Source organism: Chryseobacterium sp. 22458, from assembly GCF_052044975.1.
Classification (GTDB): Bacteria; Bacteroidota; Bacteroidia; order Flavobacteriales; family Weeksellaceae; genus Chryseobacterium.
Genome location: NZ_JBQEOA010000004.1, coordinates 655,017 through 678,316, shown reverse-complemented (window position 1 = coordinate 678,316; position 23,300 = coordinate 655,017). Strand labels below are relative to the sequence as shown.

Sequence of the window (23,300 nt, the reverse complement as noted above, 5' to 3'; positions counted from 1 at the left end):
CCAACTTGAATTCAATATATAAAGTTCATTTAAAACTGAATAAATTAATAGGTATTATTGAGCCCACCGTCCAAAGGGATGCTTGTTCCGGTAAGATATGAGGCATATTCTGAAGCAAGAAAAGCAACCAGATGGCCATATTCTTCAGTTTTCCCCAGTCTTTTCATAGGAATTTTATTTTCTCTTGCTTTTTTTATTTCTTCTGTAGAATATCCTGTCTGTTGTGACTCATGGTGGATAATGTTCTGAATCCTTTCCGTGTCGAAATAGCCTGTCAGAACGTTATTGACGGTGATATGATGCTGAGCGACTTCATTGGATAAAGTTTTAGCCCAGGCAATCACTGCTGAGCGGATGGAATTGGAAAGTGCCAGATTTCCTATAGGTTCTTTCACAGATAGTGAGGAAACATTGATGATACGCCCACTTCCCTGTTTGATCATATAAGGTAAAGCCAGCAGAGTGGTTTCACAAACGGTCTTAAAAAGAAGATTGAAGGCTTTCTGATAATCTTCCACGTTTTTTTCAAGAGCCAGCCCCGGTTCCGGACCATTGGTATTATTCACCAGAATATCTACAGAATGGATATTAAAATATTCAGTAATGATTTTCTTATAGCTTTCAAAATCTGAAAAATCTGCTACAAGATACTGATGTTTCTGCTCCGAATTCACTATGGGTAACGTAGCCATGAAACCCTTAAGTTTTTCTTCATTGCGGGCCATTATAGTGACATTTGCACCACATTTTGCCAGCTCAGTGGCTATTCCTGCTCCAATTCCCTGCGTAGCTGCTCCTACCAGTGCATTTTTTGAAAAAAGTTGAATATTCATATCCTTTCTGTGATTATAATTTTGTTACATAAAGATAAGAAAAAAACCTTCAGAATCAATGGGAATCAGAAGGTTTATAAGGTCTTTTCAAATTCAGGGTTTCAGCTTCTTCTTTTTCAAAATAAGGTCATAGCAGGCTGACTTCTATATTCTTTTGATGTGAAAATCTCAATTGATACTGGTCTGACCCGGGAGCTTTACTTGCAATAAGTACGTTATTAAAATCAAGACGGGATTTCTTCATAGTACGATATTATCATTAGTCATTTACTTCAACAGCATCTCAATTTCTCTGTAAAAAGATTCTTTGCTATAATCTGCCACACCAGTGTGATGGAGTCTTATTTCTCCTTTTTTATCCAAAACTACGGTTGTAGGTAATGATCCGTCATAAATTTCTTTCGGAACGGGTCCATTTGTCGTCAGCAATGGAAGTGTAAACCTGTTTTTCTTCAGGTAAGCTTGTCCCAATGCAGGATCATCATCCAGATTCACCGTCAGGAAAACCAGATCCGGATCTGAATGATATTTTTCATAAAACTTCTGAACGGAAGGAAATTCTGCCCGGCATGGCGGGCACCATGATGCCCAAAAATTGATAAAAACCACTTTTCCTCTCAAATCTGATATCTGAACAGCCTTGCCTGCCTCGTTTTTCAGGCTGAAATCTGCATAAGATACTCCTGAAGCTGCTTCCGGACTTTTTTTAACCTCAGATATACTGGAATTTAATAATCCGGTTGAAGCGACCTGTCTCATCAGCCATGCTTTGGCGTCCGGACTGACTAACAGTATCACAAAGAGAATTGTTAAAATAAGTGTAGACCAGTTATTGCCGATCCATTTTTTCAGATTTTCCATTTTTTTTATTTTGAATACAAGACTTTTACCCTTCTTTATTAAAGTGTTTTCAATGCCTTTGCTGCATTTTCATTTTCGGGATTTATTTCCAGCGCTTTACAATAAACCTGTTTGGCATTCTCTTTCTTTCCGGCTTTCAGATAGGCTTCTCCCAAACTTTCATAGACTGTTTTATTTTCAGGATATAATGCATTAATCGTCCTGAAAATATCAATGGCCTTTGTATATTTTTTTTCACGAAGCTGGCTGTATCCTACATTATTCAGAAAATCTTCAGAAAGAAAGTAATGATCAGAGTTTTCAGTTCTCGCTTTTCGGAAAGCTTCCAGTCCTTTATCAAAGTTACCCTCCAGAATCAGTTCCAAAGGTGTATTTTCATCCTTACCCAATTGCGGATTTCTCGAATAGATGGTTTTATCCTGCAAGATCTGTACAAGCTCCATCTTTCCGGTCTCTGGATTTTTCACAAATTCTGATCTGTAGTCCCAGTTTCGTGTGGTATACGCATTTTCTCCTACTTTTATAAGCTCCACCGGATTCTCAATATCATTGATGCTCATCATCAGTTTTCCTTTTTCACGATACACTCTGTAGAGACCATAATTATTAAATCTGTAGCGGCCTATGCTATGCCTGAAATCTTCTTCCTTTAAAGGTAAAATCTTATTTACAGGATTGGTATATCCCGGCCATTGATACACTGCAGCCACTGACCGTACTAATTCTTCTATAAAATCGGGTTTATTGGTATTGGTGAGAACCACTACCCCATCACCACTGGTTTTGCTTGCTATAAATTTGCTGGAAAAACCTTCATTCCAGCCACCATGGGTGAAATAAGTTTCTCCTTTACGGTTTTCAAGGAAAATCCCCAGCCCTTCAAATTTATCAAAGAAAGGGCTTGTAAACTCTTCTGCTGTTTTCTGAGAAACAATATTCGTACTTTTATTACCCAGTGTATTTTGGATATCGATAACAAATCCGGCAAGATCTTCAGCGGTGGTCCATAGTCCTGCCGCAGCCATTTCAGGATAGGTGTGATATCTTCCCTGCACTCTTTTTCCTTCCATATTATAGGCTGTTGCAGCCCATTTCACATGGGATTCCGGTAATGGCTGAACAAAAGTACTGTTTTTCATATTCAGTGGCTGAAGTACATTTTCCTTCATAATGGTGGGAAAATCTTTCTTTTCAATATCGATAAGCATCTGCTGCATTACACAATATCCACCACCGGCATACCGGAAGGATTTTCCGGGAACCTGATCTACAATAACTGGTGAAGTATTGGCAGGGTTCCGGCCATTCAGCACCTGGATGAGTGTAGGAACAGATTTTCCGGGCTCATATCCCGGGAAGCCGCTCACCGTAAAACCGGCAGTATGGCTGACAATATTTTTAAGGCTGACCTTTTTGTCTTTTGTAAATTGATTTTCGGGGATCTTCCATGAAGTCAGATAGGTATTCATGTCCGCATCGGGATCAAGTTTTCTTTTTTCTACGATGCTTAATGCAGCATAAACACTTACGGGCTTACTCATAGATGCTGCCTGAAACAAAGTCCGGGAGTTGACCGGAATTTTAGATTCCACATCTGCCAGTCCGTATGTTTTACTCCAGATTATTTTGGAGTTTTTGATCACGGCAATGCTTACTCCGGGAACGTTATAATGTTTCATCCGGGAGGCCAATGTCCAGAGTGACTCTCCTTCAAAACGGGTAACGGGCATCAGTCCTGATTCTACTTGAGCAATTTCACGATCTGTGTCAGATGTAGTTTGGGCAGAAACAGAATTCCCTAATATTCCCAGGACAATTGCTATATAAAAAGATGTTTTGGCTTTCATGGATTTTACATTAAGTCGTCAAAAATATGATTTTACCAGAATCCAAATTCAACAAGGAGGTTAATTAACTAAAAATTATGATAATATTCCCGATGTAAAGCGGCTTTGAACAGATACTTCAAAAATAAATTCCCTTTTTAAAAGATTCTATATTAAGATTATCCTACAGTGAATTATTATTTGTTAAAAAAAGAAATATACACTACATAATATAAGGTTTTATGAAATTTGCGGTTATATTTGCCTCTGAAAATCCCGGACTTACAGATGAAACCAGAAAAGTACCTGCTTCACGATAATTTAATTTTAAAATTATTTTTTTCGTGTAACTAATCTGCTTTCTCTTCAACTAATTCAACATCAATAAACTATAACCTTCTATAAGAAAATCTTTACTACTTTAAAACAATAAACTTAATGCAAACATCTTTTTTTAAAATTGCTGCTGCTTCAGCTGCACTCTGTTTCAGCAGTTGGGCTATGGCACAACAAAAATATCAGGTAAGCGGAACCGTTAAGGATCAAAAAAACGGTGAACTCCTGATCGGAGTGAGTGTAAAAGTAGCGGAAGACCCTTCCATCAATGTGATTGCCAATGAGTATGGTTTCTATTCATTATCGTTACCGGAAGGGAATTACAAGGTTATTATTTCTTATCCGGGATATAGAGATTTTGAGCAGGACATCACCGTTAACCAGAATATGAAGCTGGATCTTCCGCTCAGCCCTCAGGAACAGATTGCTAAAGCAATTGATGAAGTGGTAATAACAGGAATTAAAAAAGATAAAAACTTAACGTCTGCCCAAATGGGTGCAGAAACGTTAAGCATTAAAAATATAGAAAAACTTCCGGTTCTTTTCGGTGAAAAAGACGTAATGAAAACCATACAGCTTCTTCCAGGTATTAAAAGCAATGGTGAGGGAAGCAGCGGGTTCAGTGTAAGGGGAGGTGCCACCGATCAGAATCTGATTTTGCTGGATGAAGCTCCTGTATACAATGCTTCCCACTTACTTGGATTTTTCAGTACGTTTAACAGTGACGCTTTAAAGGATGCCAGCATTATTAAAGGAAACAGCCCTGCACAATATGGAGGACGTCTCGCTTCCGTACTGGACGTGAAAATGAAGGACGGAAATAATAAAGATTACAACGTCAACGGAGGGATCGGATTGATCAGCAGCAGACTAAGTGTGGAAGGCCCTATTCAAAAGGAAAAATCTTCTTTCATTGTTTCCGGAAGAAGAACGTATGCTGACCTGTTCCTGAAAACATCTAAGGATTATAAAGACAACAAACTTTATTTTTATGATCTCAATTTAAAAGCCAATTACCAGCTCAATGAAAACAACCGTCTTTATCTTTCGGGATATTTCGGAAGGGATGTGCTGGGACTGGGAGATACTTTCTCAACAGATTGGGGAAATACTACAGCAACATTACGCTGGAACAGTATTATCAACAGCAAGCTATTCTCCAACACCTCTTTTATTTACAGCAATTATGACTATAAGATCAGTCTGAAAAATGATGACACCGTTTTTGACCTGAACTCTAAGATACAGGACTGGAACCTGAAACAGGATTTTACCTGGTTTGCCGGAAACAAGCATTCTGTACGTTTCGGTCTTCAGTCTATTTATCATACGATCACTCCAAGCAGTGCCGGCGGAACAAGTGTAAGCAGCTACCCGAGGAATCCGAGAAAATCGTGGGAGAATGCACTTTATATCAATGATGATTTCAAAGCTACGGAAAAGCTGACCATCAATTATGGAGCAAGGCTTTCTATTTTCAGTGTTCTGGGAGGTGATACTTTCAATACCTATGAAAACGGGGTGCTTACAGACAGCAGGTTTCTGGAAAAAGGGAAATTTGGAAAAACGTATGTGAATCTTGAACCGAGGGTTTCAGCCAATTACCGTATCAACGAAGTAAGCAGTGTGAAGGGAGCTTATGCCCGGAACACTCAAAACCTCCATCTTCTAAGCAACAGCAACAGCGGAAATCCTACAGACCAATGGATAGGAAGCAGCTATACTGTAAAACCTGAAATTGCAGATCAGATCAGCGTAGGATACAGCAGGAATTTCAACAACAATAATTATGAGCTGAATGCTGAAATTTATTACAAGTCTATGCAAAATCAGATCGACTTCAAAAACGGAGCCGAGATCGCCTTTGATACAGGAGCAGATGTAGAAAGTGAACTGCTGTTTGGAAAAGGCAGGGCATACGGTCTGGAACTTATTGCCAAAAAGAAAAGCGGAAAGCTTACAGGATGGATTTCCTATACCTTGTCTAAAACAGAAAGAAAAATCAACGGAATCAATAATAACGAATGGTATAATGCCAGAATGGACAAAACCCACGATCTTTCCATTGTAGCAACATACCAGCTGAATCCCAAATGGACCTTCTCCGGATTATTTGTTTACAGTACAGGAAATGCAGTGACCTTCCCTACCGGAAAATATGAGCTGAACGGGCAAACAGTATTCCAATACAGCAACAGAAATGCAGACAGAATGCCGGCGTATCACAGAATGGATCTCAGTGCCACCTATGAACCGCAATCCAACAAACGTTTCCGTGGTTCCTGGACTTTCGGAATTTATAACCTGTATGGCCGTGAGAATGCCTACATTATTAATTTCGAAGATAATCCTGACCGTCCCGGAACAACCCGTGCCATGCAGACCTCTTTATTCCGTTGGGTACCTAATATCACTTATAACTTCAAATTCTAAATCATGAAAAATACATATTTTATCATATTATCCCTGTTTGCTTTGACTTCCTGTGAAAAAGAGATCGACCTGGATCTTAACAATCAGAGCGGAAATATTGTTATCGAAGGAAATGTAACGGATAAAGTGGGCCCTTACACAGTGAAGATCACAAAATCTGTAAATGTCTCAGATCCCAACCAATATCCTGCCGTTACCGGAGCTACAGTCGTTTTAAGTGATGATAACGGCCAGACTGAAACCCTTCATTATGTAGGAAACGGGATGTACCAGACGACTGCCTTTTATGGTGATCCGGGCAGAACCTATACCCTGAAAGTACAGGCCGAAGGAAAGGAATATACTGCTCAGAGTACAATGCCTGAACCGGTACCTTTAATGAATCTGGAACAGAGTTCTTTTAAATTTGGAGATAAGACCACATATACGCTTCTACCGGTCTTCACAGACCCGGCACCATTGGGAAACCGCTATTTATTCAGTTTTACGATCAATAATCTGACTAAAAAATATATGAATGTCACTTCAGACAACGTCAACAACGGACTACCCAACCAACAACCTTTGATTCTGCCTAATGATGACAATAAAGGCAGAGATCACGAGGTGGTACCAGGAGATACCATTCATGTAGAAATGCAGTGCATCAGCCCCAATATATTTACCTACTATAATGCGCTGCTTCAGATCACCGGAGGTAACGGCGGAGGAACTACTCCTGCCAATCCGCCAAGCAATATCAGCAATGGTGCCCTGGGTTATTTTTCTGCCCATACGGTGGACCGGCAAAGCTATGTCATTCAGCAAGTGACCACTCCATAAAATTTTAAAAGGATATTCCAGTGTTTGGAATATCCTTTTTTAATAATGTGTTGATTTGGATCTACGCCTTCAAAAAGTCTTCAAAGGAATCTCCAAATTCAGTTTCCAGTCCTTTGGCTAATACTATTCCGCTGTTTCCGGTTAATTCAAAACCGGCTTTATGATCACGTATCTTATATTCATTTTCCGAATGTTCAATATTAAAAGCCATACTCATCAACAGGTCAGGATTTTTCCATGAAAAATTTCCTTTTATATACAAGCAACTTCCCATGACCAAATAAATAACCCTAAGCTGGTGCGAGCATCTTGCTCGTACCAAACAGTAACAATCTTAAAATTACACCTATTTTCGATATTTCAAAAAACATTGATCCATACTTACAACTTTAAATAAAAGTAAACAACCCCTTACTATTTGTAAAGGGTTAGTGTTATTTTATCAGGTACGAGCGAGACGCTCGCACCAGCGGGGGGTTTACTGAACTATCTTTTCAGGAAAAAAGTCTTTTAAATCCATTTCATAAACTATTGGATCACATTTTCCTGTAGAAACATTTTTGGGTACTTTAGAAATATTACTCAAAAGATCATCTATGTTTTCATGAATAGCATTACCTTTTAGAACAATACGCACCTTATTACAACGATTTTCATTATCCTGTATTGAAATACTTGATGTATATACATTTATATCATTTGGTAAATGTATATAACTATATTTCATTAAATACTCATAATTAAAGTCTTTATCTACAATAATCATTGAAGGAATAAACATATAATTATCAGCTGAACCTGTATGCAAATCAATATTATAAACAGACTTTTTTTTATGTTGAATACTTTGTTTAAAAAGAGTAAGTATTCCTTTGTTATATTTTTTAGAAAAAAATACAAGATTTACTAAATCAACATTTGTTAATTTTTTATCAAAGTCAAATCGTTTCTTATCTAAAATATAAAATATTTTATAATCCCTATCCTCAAATATCTTTATGATATTTTTCTTTTCTGTTGTTAAATTAACCGAGACTTTTTTATTCTCTATGTCAGCCATTTTCAGTTGAGAAAAGCCATTTATGTTAAAAACTAAACCTAATAATATTAGTATTTTATTTAATTGTTTTAACTCCATATTTTGTCATTATTATATTAAAATTTTGTTGAACAGCTGATCCATCCCTATATCTAATCCATCCATCTATATAGTTGCTCTGGGAAGTTTGATTATAACCCGTAAAATCTTGAAATCTTATTTTCCCTCCAATGGGCCATGAACTTGAGTAATTCCAAAGCTGGTGCGAACATCTTGCTCGTACTAAACAATAATAATTTTAAAATTACACCTATCTTCTATATTTCAAAAAATCATACTAGCAGCTCTTACAGTAAAAAACACTTTACAAAATAGTAAAGTGTTATTATTTCATACAGATACTAGCGAGGCGCACACACCAGTAAAGGGATTAGTTTTTACTTTCTAAAATTGAAATAGAATTCGGAACTTTTAATCCTTTATCTAGAAACTGCTCTTTAACAATTTCTTTAGCATAAGAATTATTTTTTTCATACGATTTTAGTAAATAATACGTAGCTAGGCTTTCATTGCTTATTTTACTTTCATCATTAACATTTGTCAAAATTGTATAGGTGTCAAAATAAGCCTGTCCCCAATTATACTTATGAGCCATTGTTATTGAATAATATAAAAATTCCCTTTCATAATGATTGACTGAGAAATATCGATAAGCTTTTTTATAAATTAAGGTATCACCATTTTTTATTGCAATATCAGCAGTTTTATATATAGAATCATTTGAAGCAATTGTTGTAGCTATGACTTCTGTATTATTTAGTCTATTTTCCTTTTTATTATTACATGAAAAAAATAATACTAAAAGAAAAAATAAACTTGACTTTAAATTCTTTTTCATAAATTTATTTTATATAGTTTTTATACAAATCTTTGTAAATAACAATGCCATTTTTATATATTATCACTTGTCCTTTAGCATCAGGAGTACTACGTTCTTGATTAACGCGACTCATACCTGGAAGACCTCCGTGATAATCTACATATCCGTCAAAACTTATTACTGTAAGATTTGGATGTTTTACAGAAATTTTCCTCCCTATTGAAGCTCCTTCATCATTTTCTCTTGCTGACTCACAGGAATACAGGAAAAGCATGGCATTTTTAATTTTGTCAACATCTTTCCATCTTTTATTTTTTTTTATCATAGCTTTATCAAAAGAGTCAGCACCATAAATCATTTCATCCTCATTCCAAATCATTCTTTTATTTCCATGCCCATATACTCGGAATATTCCGTCTCCTTTAGTATTTTTATACCTATTATATTGTTCTTTAAATCTATTATGGAAAACTGCCTCATCATCCTTTCCAAAAAAATTCACTGGTTCTTCATCATTATCTTCATCTAATTCAGAACTAGTTCCATTCACCCAATCATCAAAAGACACCTGTCCTCCATTGCTTAATACAACTGCTCGTTCATAAGGGACCCCATTTTTCACAAAAGACTCAACATTTTTAGCATTCATTCCTCCGCCTCCTTTTTTTCCCATAGTTCCCGTCAGCAGATCCTGAAACGCTCCCATTCCATTATTCTGGGCTATAAATTCATTGAGTTCCGCACCATTGCCCCCGCCGTTGGCATAAAAAGACCAAAGAGACATTGGAAACATCCATTGAGCCTGTTCCTGGTCCGGAGCCATAGGCTTCCTTCCATCAGGATCTGTAAACGTCACAGGATTATTGTAAGCATAGTTATACGGTGAGTATCTCCTCATCTGCTCTGCCAATGGATCTATCACGCCCCATCTTCCCAGATCCGGCATATAGAATCTGGCTCCAAAATCAAACATACCGGTTTCCTGAAGCTCTTTACCGCTGAACTTATAATTCAGATAACCGCCTAAAAGGCCTTTATCCTGTCCTATATGGCTCAATCCAAAAGGATAGTAATTGTTGGTATCTGTAATCTGAGGAGCGCCTTCGCTGTTTCTTGTAAAACTTACCCTTACATTTCCTAAATGGTCACGGTATTGGTAAATATAACGGTTTTCCGTGAAACTGTAAAAACCTTCTGAAGTGGCTACAAAATCGAGGGTCCAGTCAGAGTTCACCGGTTGTAAAACTCCTGCTTTGGTGTAGGCCTGTTCCTCATAAGCTGACTCTGTCTTACAGGTCAGACAGGGCTGAATTCCCCCCAAATCCCTAAAATCATACTGAAAGCCATCCAGATAATCCGTCATAACAGTGCTCATGGTACTTCCTCTTCCGCTTCTCTGGCTGGTATGGATTTTTCTCAGTTTCGTTCCGTCAGCACGGTATAAATAATTCAGATTCACGTAGCTTGTCTCTCCCAGAAAGGTCTGTATAATATTAAACGTATCGGGGAGGTTCAGAAAATTATAAGCGATGGATTGTATGCCTTTATCCGGCATGGTCGTCATATTTCCATTGGCATCATAGCTCATGGTATTGTTTCCCCCTTCATATCCGGTGTCATTCAATGCATTTTCAATTACCTTATCCAGGCGGTTTCCTGTATACTGATACACCAGATCATCTACCATGGTCGCTGTATTTCCAAAAATGGCAAAACCATTTCTTTTCAGGGTTTTGATATTTCCATTAAGGTCATAAGTGACATGCTCATTATATTTATTGTTATAAGGAACCGTTGTTCCGGGTTCGGAGTAAATGGCATCTTTAAGGCGGTTCAGCGGATCGTATACATAAGAATACCTTTTAAGGATACCGTCTGAAGATACTTTCCAGTCTACCTCAGAGATATTCCCATTGCTTTTTCCCGGAGCTATATTGGCATATTCGGGATTCTGGTATTTCACTTCATATCCGAAAAGCTTATTTCCCAGGTTGGCAGGATCATTAATTTTGGTAATCACGCCACGGATATCATAGCCATAATCTATTGTCTGAAGACCATTTCCCACTTTCTTCTGTGAAAGCTGTGAAAGTTCGTTATAGGTATTTTCCGCCAGTATTTCTGTGGCACCACTATCTACCTGATGGGTTTGTTTCTTTAAACGGTTCTGACTGTCATACTCAAAATTCTGTGTAAGAACTTTTTCAGTATCGGTACTGAGTCTTTTATGATACACTTTGGTCTGCTTCACCACTCCGGCAAAATCAAGTTCCGATTCTGTTCTGGTATAGCCTCCAAGGTGATTGATGCTATGGGATCCCACCGATCTTCCTTTGGCATCATAATAAACATAACTTTTAGTCCAGTTATCATCCTCTATATTTTTCACAAGGCTCAAGGTTGGCATAGCTTGGGTATTCACAGGAGCATTCTGGATATCGGTGATCACAGGCTGTCCAAGTATTGACGTCGGAAAGGCAGGACTAAAACTATATTGTGGATAGGTATCATAATAGTTTAAGGATAATAGTGTCACCCACTTTGATGAATTGGGATATGTGGCATCCGGATTATCATAATAAACATCCATCCCCTGCCTCTCAAAAAAAGCCGTATTGATTCTATTGACTCTGTTTGCACTGTATCCATTGGCAATATCCTGCTCCTGAGATCTCTCGCTTCCTGTACATATTCCGGTAATAGCGACTCTCCCCCATCCGTCATATTTGGTATAGAGCCATTGTCCTTTTTTCTTTAATTCGGCATCCTGGGTAGCAATCAGTCGGTCTACTTTATCATAGACCATATATTCCCAGCCTTTTCCGGGAAGTTTTTTCTCTACAAGCCTTCCCAGCCCGTCGTAACGGTATTGGTAACAAAGGTTATTCAATGCAGTCTCATCAGGAACAGCATCGCCAACGGCTAAAGGAGGAAGTACATACACCAATTGACCATAGTCATTGTACAGGTAATAGGTATCCACTTCTTTGGTTCCGTCATTCTTTCTTACCAGAACTGTCTGCCCTTCTCCATTCTGAAATTCAGTAGTGACGTTGCCATCAGGATCTGTGGCGGAAGTTTTCATCAACTGGTTGGCGGTATAGCTTCCGGATAGGGAAATCCCGGAATTGGTTCTTCCGTCCAGCCATCCGGTCGTGATGATAAACTTTCGGACTTCTCCGTCAGTATTGGTTCCATAGGACATATTCGCAGGTTTCTGGGACCAGGAATTCCCTGGTGGCACCAACTGGTTCACTCTTCCTGTATAAATATGATCATAGATCTTTTCAGAATAGATTCTTTCATTTCCATATCCGGCGGAAGATGCATTTCCCAACGGATTGGCATATATAGCTCCGTTCTGTGTTCCACTCTGGGGAACAGGAAGATAACTTTTAGCTTCACGGCCTTTGGAGTCATATTCTATAGGGGTTACCACATCCCTCCCTAAAGGAGTGGCTTTTAAAGCAATGGACTGAACAGGTCTTCCCAAGCCGTCAAAATATTGTACAGCTTCGGATTTCTTTGTGCAATCAGCATCCAGACATGATTTTGTATAGATGTAATTTTCTGATGTACTGAAATTGGTTTGAGCAGCAATGTTGAATGAAAAAAGAAGAATGAAAAGTGAAAAATATTTCCGGCTTTGCTTCCTTTTCAAGGCTGAAGACCCAAAGAATATTATTATATTTTTTTTCATGGTGTATTAGTGTTTATAGTTGTACTGGTTCTCCTTCAATACTTTTCCCTGTGCATCGGTCACCTTAATTAACCGGTTGGCACTGTCATAGATATTCGCAGTCCTGATCCCATTGGCTGATATAGAATTGGTAACCCCTATCATCAGGTCATAAGTGGATGCGCTGATGCTGAAGTTTTTGAGGGCAGGATCTTTCCTTAGGTTTTCCAATGCCTGCAGCAAAGCCGGCTCATTAGCTGGATTGTCATGATCTGCATCAGACGCTGAAATGGCAGCTGTAACAACTGGAAGTGCTGCTACCTGGGAATAGGAGGCTCCCGTGATCACGGCAATAGGCTGCGTCTGATAATATCCCCAGATCGTAGTGACCGGTATACCGTCTTTACCTGTAACCTGCACAAGGTTTCCTTTAGCATCATATACATCGAGTGTGGAAGCCGTAAAAGGGGCTTGGGTCTGCATATTATAGCCTATAACAGAAGTTGGGTACAAATGGGATGAGTCGTCAAACTTAGTTTCTGCTTTTCCTACCAGCTTCCCGTTCTTTTTGGTAGTGGTCTCCAGAGGAATATTGATCATATTGGCATTCACCAGTTTTTGTACGCCCTTATCAGCAGGATAAAGAAGGGTCTTTTCTACCACTGTACCATCCTGAAGAGTTTCTTTGGAAGCAATCATATTGCTGTAGGTATCATCAAAAGTATTTTCTGAGCTTGAAACCAGTTTTCTAGCAGTGCCAGAAATATAATTCTCCGTAGTAGACCCCTGTTTTGAAATGACAATTTTTTTAACAGGGTTTGTATTATCCATAATATTGGGTAAAGCAACTTCCTTAAACTGATAATTCATTTCTACTTTCTGAAGTAATTGTCCCTCACTATATGTTTCCTTCGTTTCGATTAATCCTCCTGTACGGAGATAGGTCTTCATGTCCTCGTCTTGTCCTGTATAAGAAGATGTTATTCCCGGGGCGATATAATAAGGGTCCCTGTAATAATATTTAGAATAACTCCCGGTAATCATATCCGTAACTTTGATATTTGTATATCCTACAGGAATTGTTTGCTTTCTACCTCCGTCTATATAATTGATATCCGGACCAGAACCAAGCTCCTTTCCGCTTGAACGTATTGATTCATCAAACAATCCATATTCGTATTTTGTATAGGTAAGCGGTGTGGAAGAACCGGGATTAAAGTTTTTAATACTTTTGATCCGAAGGCCGTTACCATACTCATTGGGATCAAACGCAGTTTTTTTATAGGCATATAATTCTATTGTTCCTGTACTTTTGCCTGAAACTCCGAAATTAAGTAACCCCTGCCCGCTGAAAACAAACATTCCCGGACACGTAAAAGTCATATTGTCATACGGGATATAAGTGACAGGGCTAACCTCAACACCATTTATATCCAGAAAAGATTCCCTTGGTATTCCTGGCTTAATCGGACCATATGGATCATACACAAATCTTACGAAAGCAACCCTATAGTCAGCTGGTACAGTATAGGGAGCTGCCTCTTGCCCTGGTTCTGTTTTATAAGTGATGGTATGTATCTTTTCTAAGGGTGAATAGGGATAAAAATTATAAGAGCCCGTTGTATTGAAAGGTGATGATGTTGTATGGGACTCAAATTCATATTCAGTCCTTCCACCCGTGGGAAGGATAATACTCTTCAAGGCCCCGTAAGTACATGCGCCAGGATTTCGTGTCTTTACAGAACGATAAAAACCACTATCAAAATCACAATATTGGAATGCTGTAGGATAACCATAAGCATCTTCACCACCTCCTGTTCCAGTTAGATTATATTCAAAGGAGAATTTTTGGATTTGACTGTTATTTTTATCCAGATTAACCAGCCCTGTCAAATTATTATTTTGTATAAATGAATATTGATTAACAATGCCATTCCTTGCGTCTTTAAGAACAAGTTTATTTAATTTATACCAATCTTCATATCGATCCTCATTTAATGGTGGTGGGGTCCCCACATTATTGTATAAGTATTCTATACTTCCCGTTCCATGAGCGGTAATCTTTTTAATCTTCTGTCGTTGTAAAGCTTCTGAATTTGTATTAAACGTCTGGGTTGTTGTTTCATACTCAATAACAGCTACTTCTTCATTCTTAACATTGAAAATCCTTGAGAGAAAAAAAGCACTATTAACCGTCTTGGTGACTGTATTGATGTCACTTATCACCATTGTATTGATATTAGTCTTGTCAAAAAGATAGGTATTTCCTTTTGTATCCGTAATGGTAAAAGATTTTATTATTCCTACTTTTGTGTCTTTGATAAAGGATATTTTATCATTAGATGGAGAAAGGTGTACGGCTATAGGTTCATTTGAAATAGTGTGATTCGTTATAAAAAACTTTCCACTGCCCCCCGGATAATTATAGTTAAAAACATCAGAAGTTATTTCATTATTGTTTGTGTTTTTCTTATAATCTTCTGCCATGCGGGTTTTATTTCTTACAATACTTCCCACATCAGAAAGGTTCCAACCCTGGCCAACATCACTGATAAGACTGTAGGCAGCTAAACTTTCTGTAGTGTAATTTACCGACAGATTAATTCCTACTCCTGCAGTCGGGATATCCAAACCAAATAATGGAAGAGAAATATTAGGTATTCCCTGATATATATTAGCATCTCCGTTGGTTACATAATCATATTTTTGGAGGCCTATTTTCTCCTGCCCTGAAACATTAATGTTTCCTAAAAAGGCAACCAGTAAAAAGGCTGTTAATAGTATTTTCTTCATGATTCTCAGTTTTATTTTTTTATCAGCTTTGCATTCGCTGTTTTATTATTATCCGTTTTGATTGTCACCAGATAAGCTCCCTGTACAAGATTCTGCGTATTAATCTTGGTCACATTATTCTTTGTCTTCAGACTCTGAAGCTGTCTTCCACTCATGTCATACAGCAGTATTTCAGCTTCTTTGAAATCAAAGCCGATTTCTACATAAGCATAATCGGATACCGGGTTCGGATAAATCTTGATGTCCTGTTTCTCGATCAGTTGGTTCACTTGTTTGTCTCCCAGCTTCACAATCTTCCAGTTCTCTTTTCCCAGTTCTTTGGCACTGGTTCCTGCTAAAACTATAGATCCATCTCTGTTTAGTTTTAAATCTGAAAGCCGCTCTTCTCTTTGTCTTGATTCTCCACTTACATGCTTTCTCCACTGTTCATTGCCATTTCCATCCAGATACAGCATCCAGAAGGTTTCATCATCCTTTTCGATTCTTCCTTCGGCTTGGGTATAACCTCCTAATAAAATTCCTTTGGTTTGATCTTGTCCCTGAATGGCATTCATGCTCATCAGAATATCACGATTCTTAAAATTGTAGGATTTTTGCCACTGCTCATCTCCTCTTTCATTCAATGAAAGCAGCCAAAGATCTGTTCCTTCTTCAATGCCTACGGTTTTATTTCCGGATCTTTCTGATCTGGATTCACCACCGATGATATAGCCACTTGAAGTCAAGGCTAAGGTTCTGATGTGATCATCACCTTTTCCACCATAGTTCTTTTCCCATTCTACTTTGCCGTTTTTGTCAAGCTTTACAATCCAGTAGTCGCCTTCACCGAAGTTTTCACTTTGTTTGGAGGTTGCAGAGGTTAGGTGGCGAGTTACAGGAATTTCAGTCAGGGATTTACTTTCAGGATTTCTTACACCAGGATTACGAACTTCAGCGCTTCTGGAATAGATTCCCAGTAAGGCTCCGCCATCTTTTGTGGGGATCATTTTTTCGACCTCATCCAGACCTTTTCCACCTAAAATAAGCTGTGTGAGTTCTTTTCCATCTTTATCCAATCTTGTGATCCAGACGTCTTTGGAACCATAGCCTTTGGATGAGTTCTGTACATTGCCGGCAACAAAGAATCCTAAATCTGTGGATTGAATCACTGCTCTGGCTTCTTCATCAGAGGAAGTTCCCAAAGTCTTTTGCCATAATTCATCCCCGAATTCATTGATTCTTACCAACCAGATATCTGATCCCCCTTTGGAATCGTCCTTTTTATCCAGTCCTTTGCCTGAATAAGAAGTTCCGGCTAAGAGAAAACCACCATCCTGAGTGGTCACAGTAGCTGATAAATAATCATGATTCTGTCCTGATAAATACTTCTCCCAGATTTCTTCTCCTTGCTGGTTCAGTTTTACCAAATGGAAATCATAACCGTTGTTTTGCTTACTGCCTGAAGCCTGCTGCTTATCGCTTTGAATAGAACTTCCCGTGATAAGGTATTGCTGATCGATAGTTGTGGTGACCTGACTTAGAAAATCCTGAGTAGAAGATTTGATGTCTTTCTGCCAGACTACTTCCTGAGCATACACACCAAGCATTGTACACAAAGTAAGTGCACAGAGAGCGTTTTTTTTCATTCTCGTGTTTTTTGAGTTAATAATTAGCTTTTTTTCATATCGTGTAAATTTAACTTTTTTTAATACATTAAAAACAATATCCAAGGATTTAATATTAAAAAATCATTAAAACAATCAAATATTTATTATCATATATCTATTTTAAATTCCCTTTTACAAAGCTATATCAGCACTGCGACAGAACTTGTCGTAATAAATTATGAATAGGTTTACCTGACTTTATCAATCCAAAAAAATAAAAGCAGCCTTCAAAATAATGAAGACCGCTTTCCTAAAAATATGACTGATCTGAAATTTAAAATTCTGTTTGTAATACTTTGAGTAATTCTGTCTGCTGAATCACATCATTTCTGCTGGTGATCAGGTTAAAATTAGCCTGAAGCCATCCGTTTCTGACTACGAAAAAAGTATAGGCATCTATTAATCCTTCTTTATATTTTTCCTCAGATTTCTGGAAAGATAGTTTTTGATTTTCAAAATTAGCATCCAGCAGGCTGTATTTCTCCCGGGCGTTTAAAAACTGTGCTTTGATGGAATTAATATTCTGGGTAAGATCATTAATCACAAGTTCTTTGTCGTATTGGGCACTTATTTTATTCAGTTTTGCTGTTTCCACATTGGTTTTTACCTGAAGTTTATTAAAAATGGGAATGCTGAGACCAAAATTCAGAGACTGATTTTTATTCTGTGAAAACTGATCAGAGAAACTGACGGTAGAACCATTATCTTTCCCCAACACTTTATTATAAAAGGTAGACCAGCTGTAGCTGCCGTTTAAAGTCGGCAAATAGCCTGCCCTTGCAATAGCTTCTTTTTTTTCCTGCGCTTTTATTTCTGCCATTGCTGATTGGTAAGCCGGATTTACTTCCAGGAGTTTCCGGGTAAAGTCCGGATCATAAAACCCAGCCTCTGAAGAAAGATTTTCATCAGCCATCACAAAATCCAGGGAATCTTCGGTCATGGACAATGCATTCAACAGGTTAATTTTTGACTGATCCCGCTGATTTTTAGCAGAGACCCACTGCTCCTGTAAAGTTCCCAGGTTCGCTTTGATATCGTAAATATCACTTTTAGGCCTGTTCCCTATCTCCACTTCTTTTTCGGTGCGTTTAATCTGCTCCTGCATTCCAGATATCTGGGTTTCCAGAACTTCAAGCCAGCTTCTGCCGTTCTGATAGGCAAAAAACATCTGGATCACATTCAGCTTTACCTTATTCTGAGCCTGTTTAAGTTTATAGATGCTGGTTTCTTTATTCAGTTTAGACAAAGAAATATCCAGAATATTTTTCCAGTTGAAAAGGTTCCAGTCTGCCTGCGCATAAAACTGATCATATTGGGTATTGAGAGCTTCTCTCTGGTTGCTGGACTGGTTGATAGAAGATCCAAAACTATAAGTGTGCCTTGCTCCCGCTTCTACTGAAGGTAAAAGCATTCCTTTTGATCCTGTAATAAGCTTTTCATTCCTGCTGACGTTTACTGTAGCCTGCTTTATCAAAGGATGATGGGCAGAAGCATAATCCAGACACTGTTGCAGGTTCCATGCCTGCTGTGCCGGATAAAGGCCAACAAAAAATAGGAAAATGAAATTTTTCATGAGTACGTTGCGGTTTTAAATCATTAATGAGCAATGTGCTCAATTATTCATACTTCAGATATTTTATAAGGTTTACCTTAGTTGCTTTATACGCTTTGATACTTACGACAGCAAATGTCAATATCAACAGGGTAAGAAAACTGACTACAAACGGCCAAACGGGCATATCAATTCTGTAGGCAAAATCTTTCAGCCATTCATTCATCAGAAAATAACAGATCGGAATGCTGATCAAAACAGCAATCACTGTAATCCAAAGAAACTGGCGTGTCAATCCGAAAACCAACGCATGATCTGAAGCTCCCAACGTTTTTCTGATGGCTACATCTTTCAGCTTCTGCTCAATCATTAATGAAGACAAGGCAAAAAGTCCCAATAAAGCTACCATGAGTACCATCGCATTCAGAATGGTGAATAATGTCTGCTGCTTCTGATACTTTTCAAATGTCTTGGCAAACCTTTGATCAAGGAAATAATATTCAAATGGATATCCGGGTTCTACCTGAGTCTGCCAATACGTTTTCAGTCTTTTAACCGTTCCATCGATATCATGGGGATCCAGTTTCAGCTGAATATTATAGAGATTGAACCTCTTCCACCCTGTTGTCTTGTAATGAAAAAATACCACCGGCTCTATTTCCGTTTTTAACCCTCTGATATTAAAATCTTTTACAATACCCACAATTTTATATTTTTTGTCATCAAACCCGGGATCAACTTCATTCTTCAAAGCTTCATCATCCTTCCATCCGAATTTTCTTACAAAGGCTTCATTAACCAAAACATTACTAACGGTATCTGAGGCAAGATTCGGATCCAGCCAACGGCCTTTTTTAAGCTTTACATCAATGAATTTAAGATAATCATAATCCATGGAACCATGCTGAGCCTGAATACTTTTACCCATAAAATCCATATTGGAACTGCCATATCTTTCGCCTCCGGGTACAGCTTCTCCATAAGAAACTTCACCCACCCCCTGAATTTTTTTCATTTCAGTTTTAAGACGTTCATATTTCAGCCATGGCTTTGCATTCCCTTCACTGAAATTGATCATCAGCACTTGTTTACCATTAAAACCAAGGTCTTTATTCATCATATATTTTACCTGCTGATTAACGATCAATCCGCCAATGATAAAGAATGAAGAAATGATCAACTGCAAGGTCAGAATTCCGTTTCGCATCCAGGCTCCGTGCTTGCTTCTTGCGAAATTCCCCTTCAGTGTTTCTATGGCCTTGAAATTGGAAAGATAAATTGCAGGAACCAGCCCGGAAATCACGGTCACTATCATTACCATTCCAAAAGAATAAAAATAAATAGGCCAGTCATCCATCTTTATTTCTTTTTCATAAAACTTATTGAAGCTAGGTAAAAGAAGCTCCGTTAATGCCAATGAAAGGAAGTAAGAGGCCATACAAACCATAAATGTTTCCAGCAAAAACTGCAGAACAAGGCTGCTTTTGGTACTGCCAATTGCTTTTCGCACCCCGATTTCTTTCGCACGTTGAGAAGCCTGTGCTGTTTTCAGATTAATGAAATTGATGGCTGATAAAATAACGATCAGAACAGAAAGGGTGAATAGAATCATCAGTGTTTTGAAATCCGGATTCCCAAACCAGGAAGCTTCTGCATGGAGCTTTATTTTATCCAGAGGAGTCAACAGACTGTCTGTAGGTCCATACAAGTCCATATATTGCTTTACTGACAATCCTGAGGATTTACCATCCAGTGCTGCACGGTATTCAAAAATATCTTTGATAAATTTTTGTCGGACAACCTTAAGATCGGTCCCTTTTTTCAGCATAAAAAAACCTCCATAGCTGAAGTTTCCCCAGCTGTTTTCATTTTCCTTCATCTGTTGAACAGGGTTAAAAATGAATTCCGGTTTGATCTGAGAATTTTCTTTGGGAAGCTCATATACTGCTGTAACGCTGTAATTCTTGTTATCAAATTTGATGCTTTCGCCCACCACATTCGTTTTACCAAAAAGGTTTTTGGCAGCAGTTGTGGAAAGGGCTACGGAACTCTCCGCTTTTAGGGCATCTTTATAACTTCCGGCTACCAGTTTAAAGGGGAAGAAATTGAAAAAATTTTCAGAAACAGCCATCCCATCCTGCTGATAAGCCGTTTTATTTTTTGTAGTCATTTTCACCCCTATTTCCGAGCCGCTAAACAAAACATAGTCCTGAATTCCCGGAATTACTTCCTTGGCACGTTTGGTCATGGGAATAGAGATATTATTTCCATAAGAGTTATCTTTCCCTGAATAGGTCTGAAAGAAATAGATATCATCTTTCTTAGGGTTCCATCTTTCATAGGATTCTTCATCATTCCAATGCATCAGGATGAGCATAAACCCGGTTAACCCTACTGTGAGTCCAAATAAATTGATACAGGTGGACAGCCAGTTTTTTTTATAATTGATCAAGGCAATTTTAAGCCAGTTGGTAAGCATAATAGTAGTATTATAATGATTAATGATATGAAACGAGACGCTTCTGATTTATTCAAATGCTCCGGCATCTGCTTTTGCAAAGACATCTTTTCTTTGGGAAGCGTGTTCTTCATTAAAAATTTCCCCATCTTTCATATTGATGATACGGGAGGCAAAACCTGCATCATAGGAAGAGTGGGTCACCATTACAATGGTAGATCCTTCCCTGTGAAGTTCTGCCAGTAGATTCATAACCTCATTACCATTGGAGCTGTCCAGGTTTCCTGTGGGTTCATCTGCCAGAATAAGTTTGGGTTTGGTTACCAAAGCTCTTGCGACTGCTGCTCTTTGCTGCTGTCCCCCGGAAAGCTGTTGCGGATAATGTTTGGCCCGGTGGGAAATATTGATCTTATCCATGATCTCTTCTACTTTTCTTTTTCTTTCGGAAGAAGAAACTCCGTTGTAGATCAAGGGAAGTTCAATGTTTTCATAGACTGTCAGTTCATCGATCAGGTTAAAATTCTGGAAAATAAAGCCTATATTTTTCTTGCGGACATCGGATTTCTTTCTTTCGCTCAGCCCCATCATTTCTGCTGTTTCAAATTGATAAGAGCCTGATGAAGCAGTATCCAAAAGCCCGATGATGTTCAGAAAAGTTGATTTCCCACACCCTGAAGGCCCCATGATAGCTAGAAATTCGCCTTCTTTAATGCTCAGGCTCACTTCATTTAAAGCATTGGTCTGTACGTCTTCTGCTCTGTAAATTTTTGAAAGGTTATGTATATTGATCATGATAAAGTTTTTTTATGGGTTTAATTGATTACGTTCGTTGATAAATGATGAAAATAAAAGGTTAAAAATATTCATCTTTTTACTTTTTAATATCAAGGATTTCATATTTTTTCAAATCTGAATAATCTGATGTAATAACGGTCTCACCTGCCTTCAATCCTGATACCACCTCATAGTAAAGCGGATTCTCTCTTCCAAGGCTTATGGCTCTCTTTTCTGCTTTATTCCCCTTCACTACAAAGATCCATTTTCCATTCGTGTCTTTTGAAAAACTGCCTTTAGGAACCATAATACTCTGGGTATCTGCTGAAAGTTTCAGCTTCAGGCCAAAGGTCATCCCTATTTTCAGATTCTCCGGTTTTTTGTCTATAAAATTAAGCTCTGCGAGAAACTGACCGTCTTTTACTTCCGGCAGAATTTTGGTAAGGATAACCTGATAAGGCTGATTATTATTATCGAGCACTCCTTTGATGCCGTTATGAAGTTTACTGATATAGTATTCATCTACTTTAGCCACCAGTTTATAGCCGTCCATCAGATCGATCTTTCCGATGCTCTGCCCTGTTGTCAGATTTTCACCCAATGAAATGGAAAATGATGAAAGCCTTCCGGAAACAGGAGCCATAATCAGAAAATTATTTTTATTGGAACGTAAAATCTGAAGGCTTTTATCCATCTGTCCCATTGAAGTATTGATGGCAGACATCTGGGTATTTCTCGAATTCTTTTCAGCAAAAAAACCTTTTTCAACAATTGATTTTCTTTGTTTCTGATAGGTAAGATTCTGTACACTGACGTCGTAATCTGTTTTTTTCCCGATCTCTGCATCATACAGTCTCTTTTGCAGATTAAAGTTCTGAAGTGCCGTATTGTAGTCATTCTGAGCCAGCAGCAGTTCTTTATCCTGGGCCAGTTCCTGATTTTTAAGTTCAAGAAGCGTATTTCTCATCTGGCTGATCTGCTGCATAATCCCTGTTTCCTGGCTCATATAGGTAAATTCCGTATTAGGATTGTATACCCTTGCAATCGGCTGGTCTTTGGTGAGCATCTGTCCGTCTTCTGCAAAAATCTCTTTTACAACGCCTCCCTCCATAACATTAACAAGTGAAGAATTAAGCGACTGGGTCTGCGCCGTTATCATCAGCATATCTTCAAATTTCCCCCGGGTAACCTCATCAGTCTGAATACTTTCAACAGAAACATTGTATGTTTTTTTCTGCAGCAGAAAATACCACCCGGAAAGTATCATAGCTCCTAAAAGAACCAATCCGCCTAAAACAAATTTTAATTTCGATTTCTTTTTTACTATTTTCGTATCCATATTAAAGATAACTCATTTTGTTACAACAG

General features: G+C 38.2%; 15 protein-coding genes. 2 read left to right on the top strand and 13 right to left on the bottom strand.

Annotated features, from left to right (window positions below):
• Window positions 1-44: 44 nt before the first annotated feature.
• From ACTJJF_RS17395 to ACTJJF_RS17385, 3 genes are all read right to left on the bottom strand, one after another.
• Complete coding sequence (locus ACTJJF_RS17395) at window positions 45-833, bottom strand: SDR family oxidoreductase (RefSeq protein ID WP_440700455.1); 789 nt, start codon at window positions 831-833, stop codon at window positions 45-47.
• Between the two features lie 267 nt (window positions 834-1,100).
• On the bottom strand, window positions 1,101-1,694 hold the full coding sequence (locus ACTJJF_RS17390) for a TlpA family protein disulfide reductase (RefSeq protein ID WP_312305703.1): 594 nt from the start codon (window positions 1,692-1,694) through the stop codon (window positions 1,101-1,103).
• A gap of 38 nt (window positions 1,695-1,732) precedes the next feature.
• Window positions 1,733-3,541 carry a serine hydrolase gene (locus ACTJJF_RS17385; protein ID WP_440700454.1) on the bottom strand — a complete coding sequence of 603 codons (1,809 nt, stop codon included), beginning with the start codon at window positions 3,539-3,541 and terminating at the stop codon, window positions 1,733-1,735.
• 417 nt (window positions 3,542-3,958) lie between these two features.
• Between ACTJJF_RS17385 and ACTJJF_RS17380 the strand changes: the two genes are divergently transcribed.
• Both ACTJJF_RS17380 and ACTJJF_RS17375 read left to right on the top strand, forming a co-directional pair.
• Complete coding sequence (locus ACTJJF_RS17380; RefSeq protein ID WP_440700453.1) at window positions 3,959-6,289, top strand: TonB-dependent receptor; 2,331 nt, start codon at window positions 3,959-3,961, stop codon at window positions 6,287-6,289.
• Window positions 6,290-6,292: 3 nt separating this feature from the next.
• Window positions 6,293-7,111: a DUF4249 domain-containing protein gene (locus tag ACTJJF_RS17375; protein WP_440700452.1), complete on the top strand. Its 819-nt coding sequence runs from the start codon at window positions 6,293-6,295 to the stop codon at window positions 7,109-7,111.
• A 61-nt stretch (window positions 7,112-7,172) separates the two neighbouring features.
• Here the strand turns inward: ACTJJF_RS17375 and ACTJJF_RS17370 are convergent, their stop codons facing one another.
• The 10 genes from ACTJJF_RS17370 to ACTJJF_RS17325 form a co-directional block, all read right to left on the bottom strand.
• Window positions 7,173-7,385 carry a hypothetical protein gene (locus ACTJJF_RS17370; RefSeq protein WP_440700451.1) on the bottom strand — a complete coding sequence of 71 codons (213 nt, stop codon included), beginning with the start codon at window positions 7,383-7,385 and terminating at the stop codon, window positions 7,173-7,175.
• A 204-nt stretch (window positions 7,386-7,589) separates the two neighbouring features.
• Window positions 7,590-8,249 carry a hypothetical protein gene (locus ACTJJF_RS17365; RefSeq protein ID WP_440700450.1) on the bottom strand — a complete coding sequence of 220 codons (660 nt, stop codon included), beginning with the start codon at window positions 8,247-8,249 and terminating at the stop codon, window positions 7,590-7,592.
• A gap of 331 nt (window positions 8,250-8,580) precedes the next feature.
• Window positions 8,581-9,048: a hypothetical protein gene (locus ACTJJF_RS17360; protein WP_440700449.1), complete on the bottom strand. Its 468-nt coding sequence runs from the start codon at window positions 9,046-9,048 to the stop codon at window positions 8,581-8,583.
• A 4-nt stretch (window positions 9,049-9,052) separates the two neighbouring features.
• Window positions 9,053-12,730, bottom strand: a complete 3,678-nt coding sequence (locus tag ACTJJF_RS17355) for a DUF6443 domain-containing protein (RefSeq protein WP_440700448.1) — start codon at window positions 12,728-12,730, stop codon at window positions 9,053-9,055.
• Between the two features lie 6 nt (window positions 12,731-12,736).
• The gene (locus tag ACTJJF_RS17350; RefSeq protein WP_440700447.1) at window positions 12,737-15,502 is read right to left on the bottom strand and encodes a hypothetical protein; all 2,766 of its coding nucleotides are present in this window, start codon (window positions 15,500-15,502) and stop codon (window positions 12,737-12,739) included.
• 11 nt (window positions 15,503-15,513) lie between these two features.
• On the bottom strand, window positions 15,514-17,127 hold the full coding sequence (locus ACTJJF_RS17345) for a T9SS type A sorting domain-containing protein (protein WP_440700446.1): 1,614 nt from the start codon (window positions 17,125-17,127) through the stop codon (window positions 15,514-15,516).
• A 295-nt stretch (window positions 17,128-17,422) separates the two neighbouring features.
• Window positions 17,423-18,721: a TolC family protein gene (locus tag ACTJJF_RS17340; protein ID WP_440700445.1), complete on the bottom strand. Its 1,299-nt coding sequence runs from the start codon at window positions 18,719-18,721 to the stop codon at window positions 17,423-17,425.
• Between the two features lie 43 nt (window positions 18,722-18,764).
• Window positions 18,765-21,179 (bottom strand): ABC transporter permease, encoded by a 2,415-nt coding sequence (locus tag ACTJJF_RS17335; protein ID WP_440700444.1) that lies wholly within the window; start codon window positions 21,177-21,179, stop codon window positions 18,765-18,767.
• Window positions 21,180-21,227: 48 nt separating this feature from the next.
• Window positions 21,228-21,950 (bottom strand): ABC transporter ATP-binding protein, encoded by a 723-nt coding sequence (locus ACTJJF_RS17330; RefSeq protein ID WP_440700443.1) that lies wholly within the window; start codon window positions 21,948-21,950, stop codon window positions 21,228-21,230.
• A gap of 79 nt (window positions 21,951-22,029) precedes the next feature.
• Window positions 22,030-23,271, bottom strand: a complete 1,242-nt coding sequence (locus ACTJJF_RS17325; protein ID WP_440700442.1) for an efflux RND transporter periplasmic adaptor subunit — start codon at window positions 23,269-23,271, stop codon at window positions 22,030-22,032.
• Window positions 23,272-23,300: the final 29 nt, after the last annotated feature.

Coding starts and splice junctions, on each gene's coding strand:
- ACTJJF_RS17335 (WP_440700444.1), bottom strand. CDS start 21,179: ATGCTTACCAACTGGCTTAAAATTGCCTTGATCAATTATAAAAAAAAC.
- ACTJJF_RS17365 (WP_440700450.1), bottom strand. CDS start 8,249: ATGGAGTTAAAACAATTAAATAAAATACTAATATTATTAGGTTTAGTT.
- ACTJJF_RS17355 (WP_440700448.1), bottom strand. CDS start 12,730: ATGAAAAAAAATATAATAATATTCTTTGGGTCTTCAGCCTTGAAAAGG.
- ACTJJF_RS17325 (WP_440700442.1), bottom strand. CDS start 23,271: ATGGATACGAAAATAGTAAAAAAGAAATCGAAATTAAAATTTGTTTTA.
- ACTJJF_RS17375 (WP_440700452.1), top strand. CDS start 6,293: ATGAAAAATACATATTTTATCATATTATCCCTGTTTGCTTTGACTTCC.
- ACTJJF_RS17330 (WP_440700443.1), bottom strand. CDS start 21,950: ATGATCAATATACATAACCTTTCAAAAATTTACAGAGCAGAAGACGTA.
- ACTJJF_RS17390 (WP_312305703.1), bottom strand. CDS start 1,694: ATGGAAAATCTGAAAAAATGGATCGGCAATAACTGGTCTACACTTATT.
- ACTJJF_RS17340 (WP_440700445.1), bottom strand. CDS start 18,721: ATGAAAAATTTCATTTTCCTATTTTTTGTTGGCCTTTATCCGGCACAG.
- ACTJJF_RS17380 (WP_440700453.1), top strand. CDS start 3,959: ATGCAAACATCTTTTTTTAAAATTGCTGCTGCTTCAGCTGCACTCTGT.
- ACTJJF_RS17395 (WP_440700455.1), bottom strand. CDS start 833: ATGAATATTCAACTTTTTTCAAAAAATGCACTGGTAGGAGCAGCTACG.
- ACTJJF_RS17345 (WP_440700446.1), bottom strand. CDS start 17,127: ATGAAAAAAAACGCTCTCTGTGCACTTACTTTGTGTACAATGCTTGGT.
- ACTJJF_RS17370 (WP_440700451.1), bottom strand. CDS start 7,385: ATGGGAAGTTGCTTGTATATAAAAGGAAATTTTTCATGGAAAAATCCT.
- ACTJJF_RS17385 (WP_440700454.1), bottom strand. CDS start 3,541: ATGAAAGCCAAAACATCTTTTTATATAGCAATTGTCCTGGGAATATTA.
- ACTJJF_RS17350 (WP_440700447.1), bottom strand. CDS start 15,502: ATGAAGAAAATACTATTAACAGCCTTTTTACTGGTTGCCTTTTTAGGA.
- ACTJJF_RS17360 (WP_440700449.1), bottom strand. CDS start 9,048: ATGAAAAAGAATTTAAAGTCAAGTTTATTTTTTCTTTTAGTATTATTT.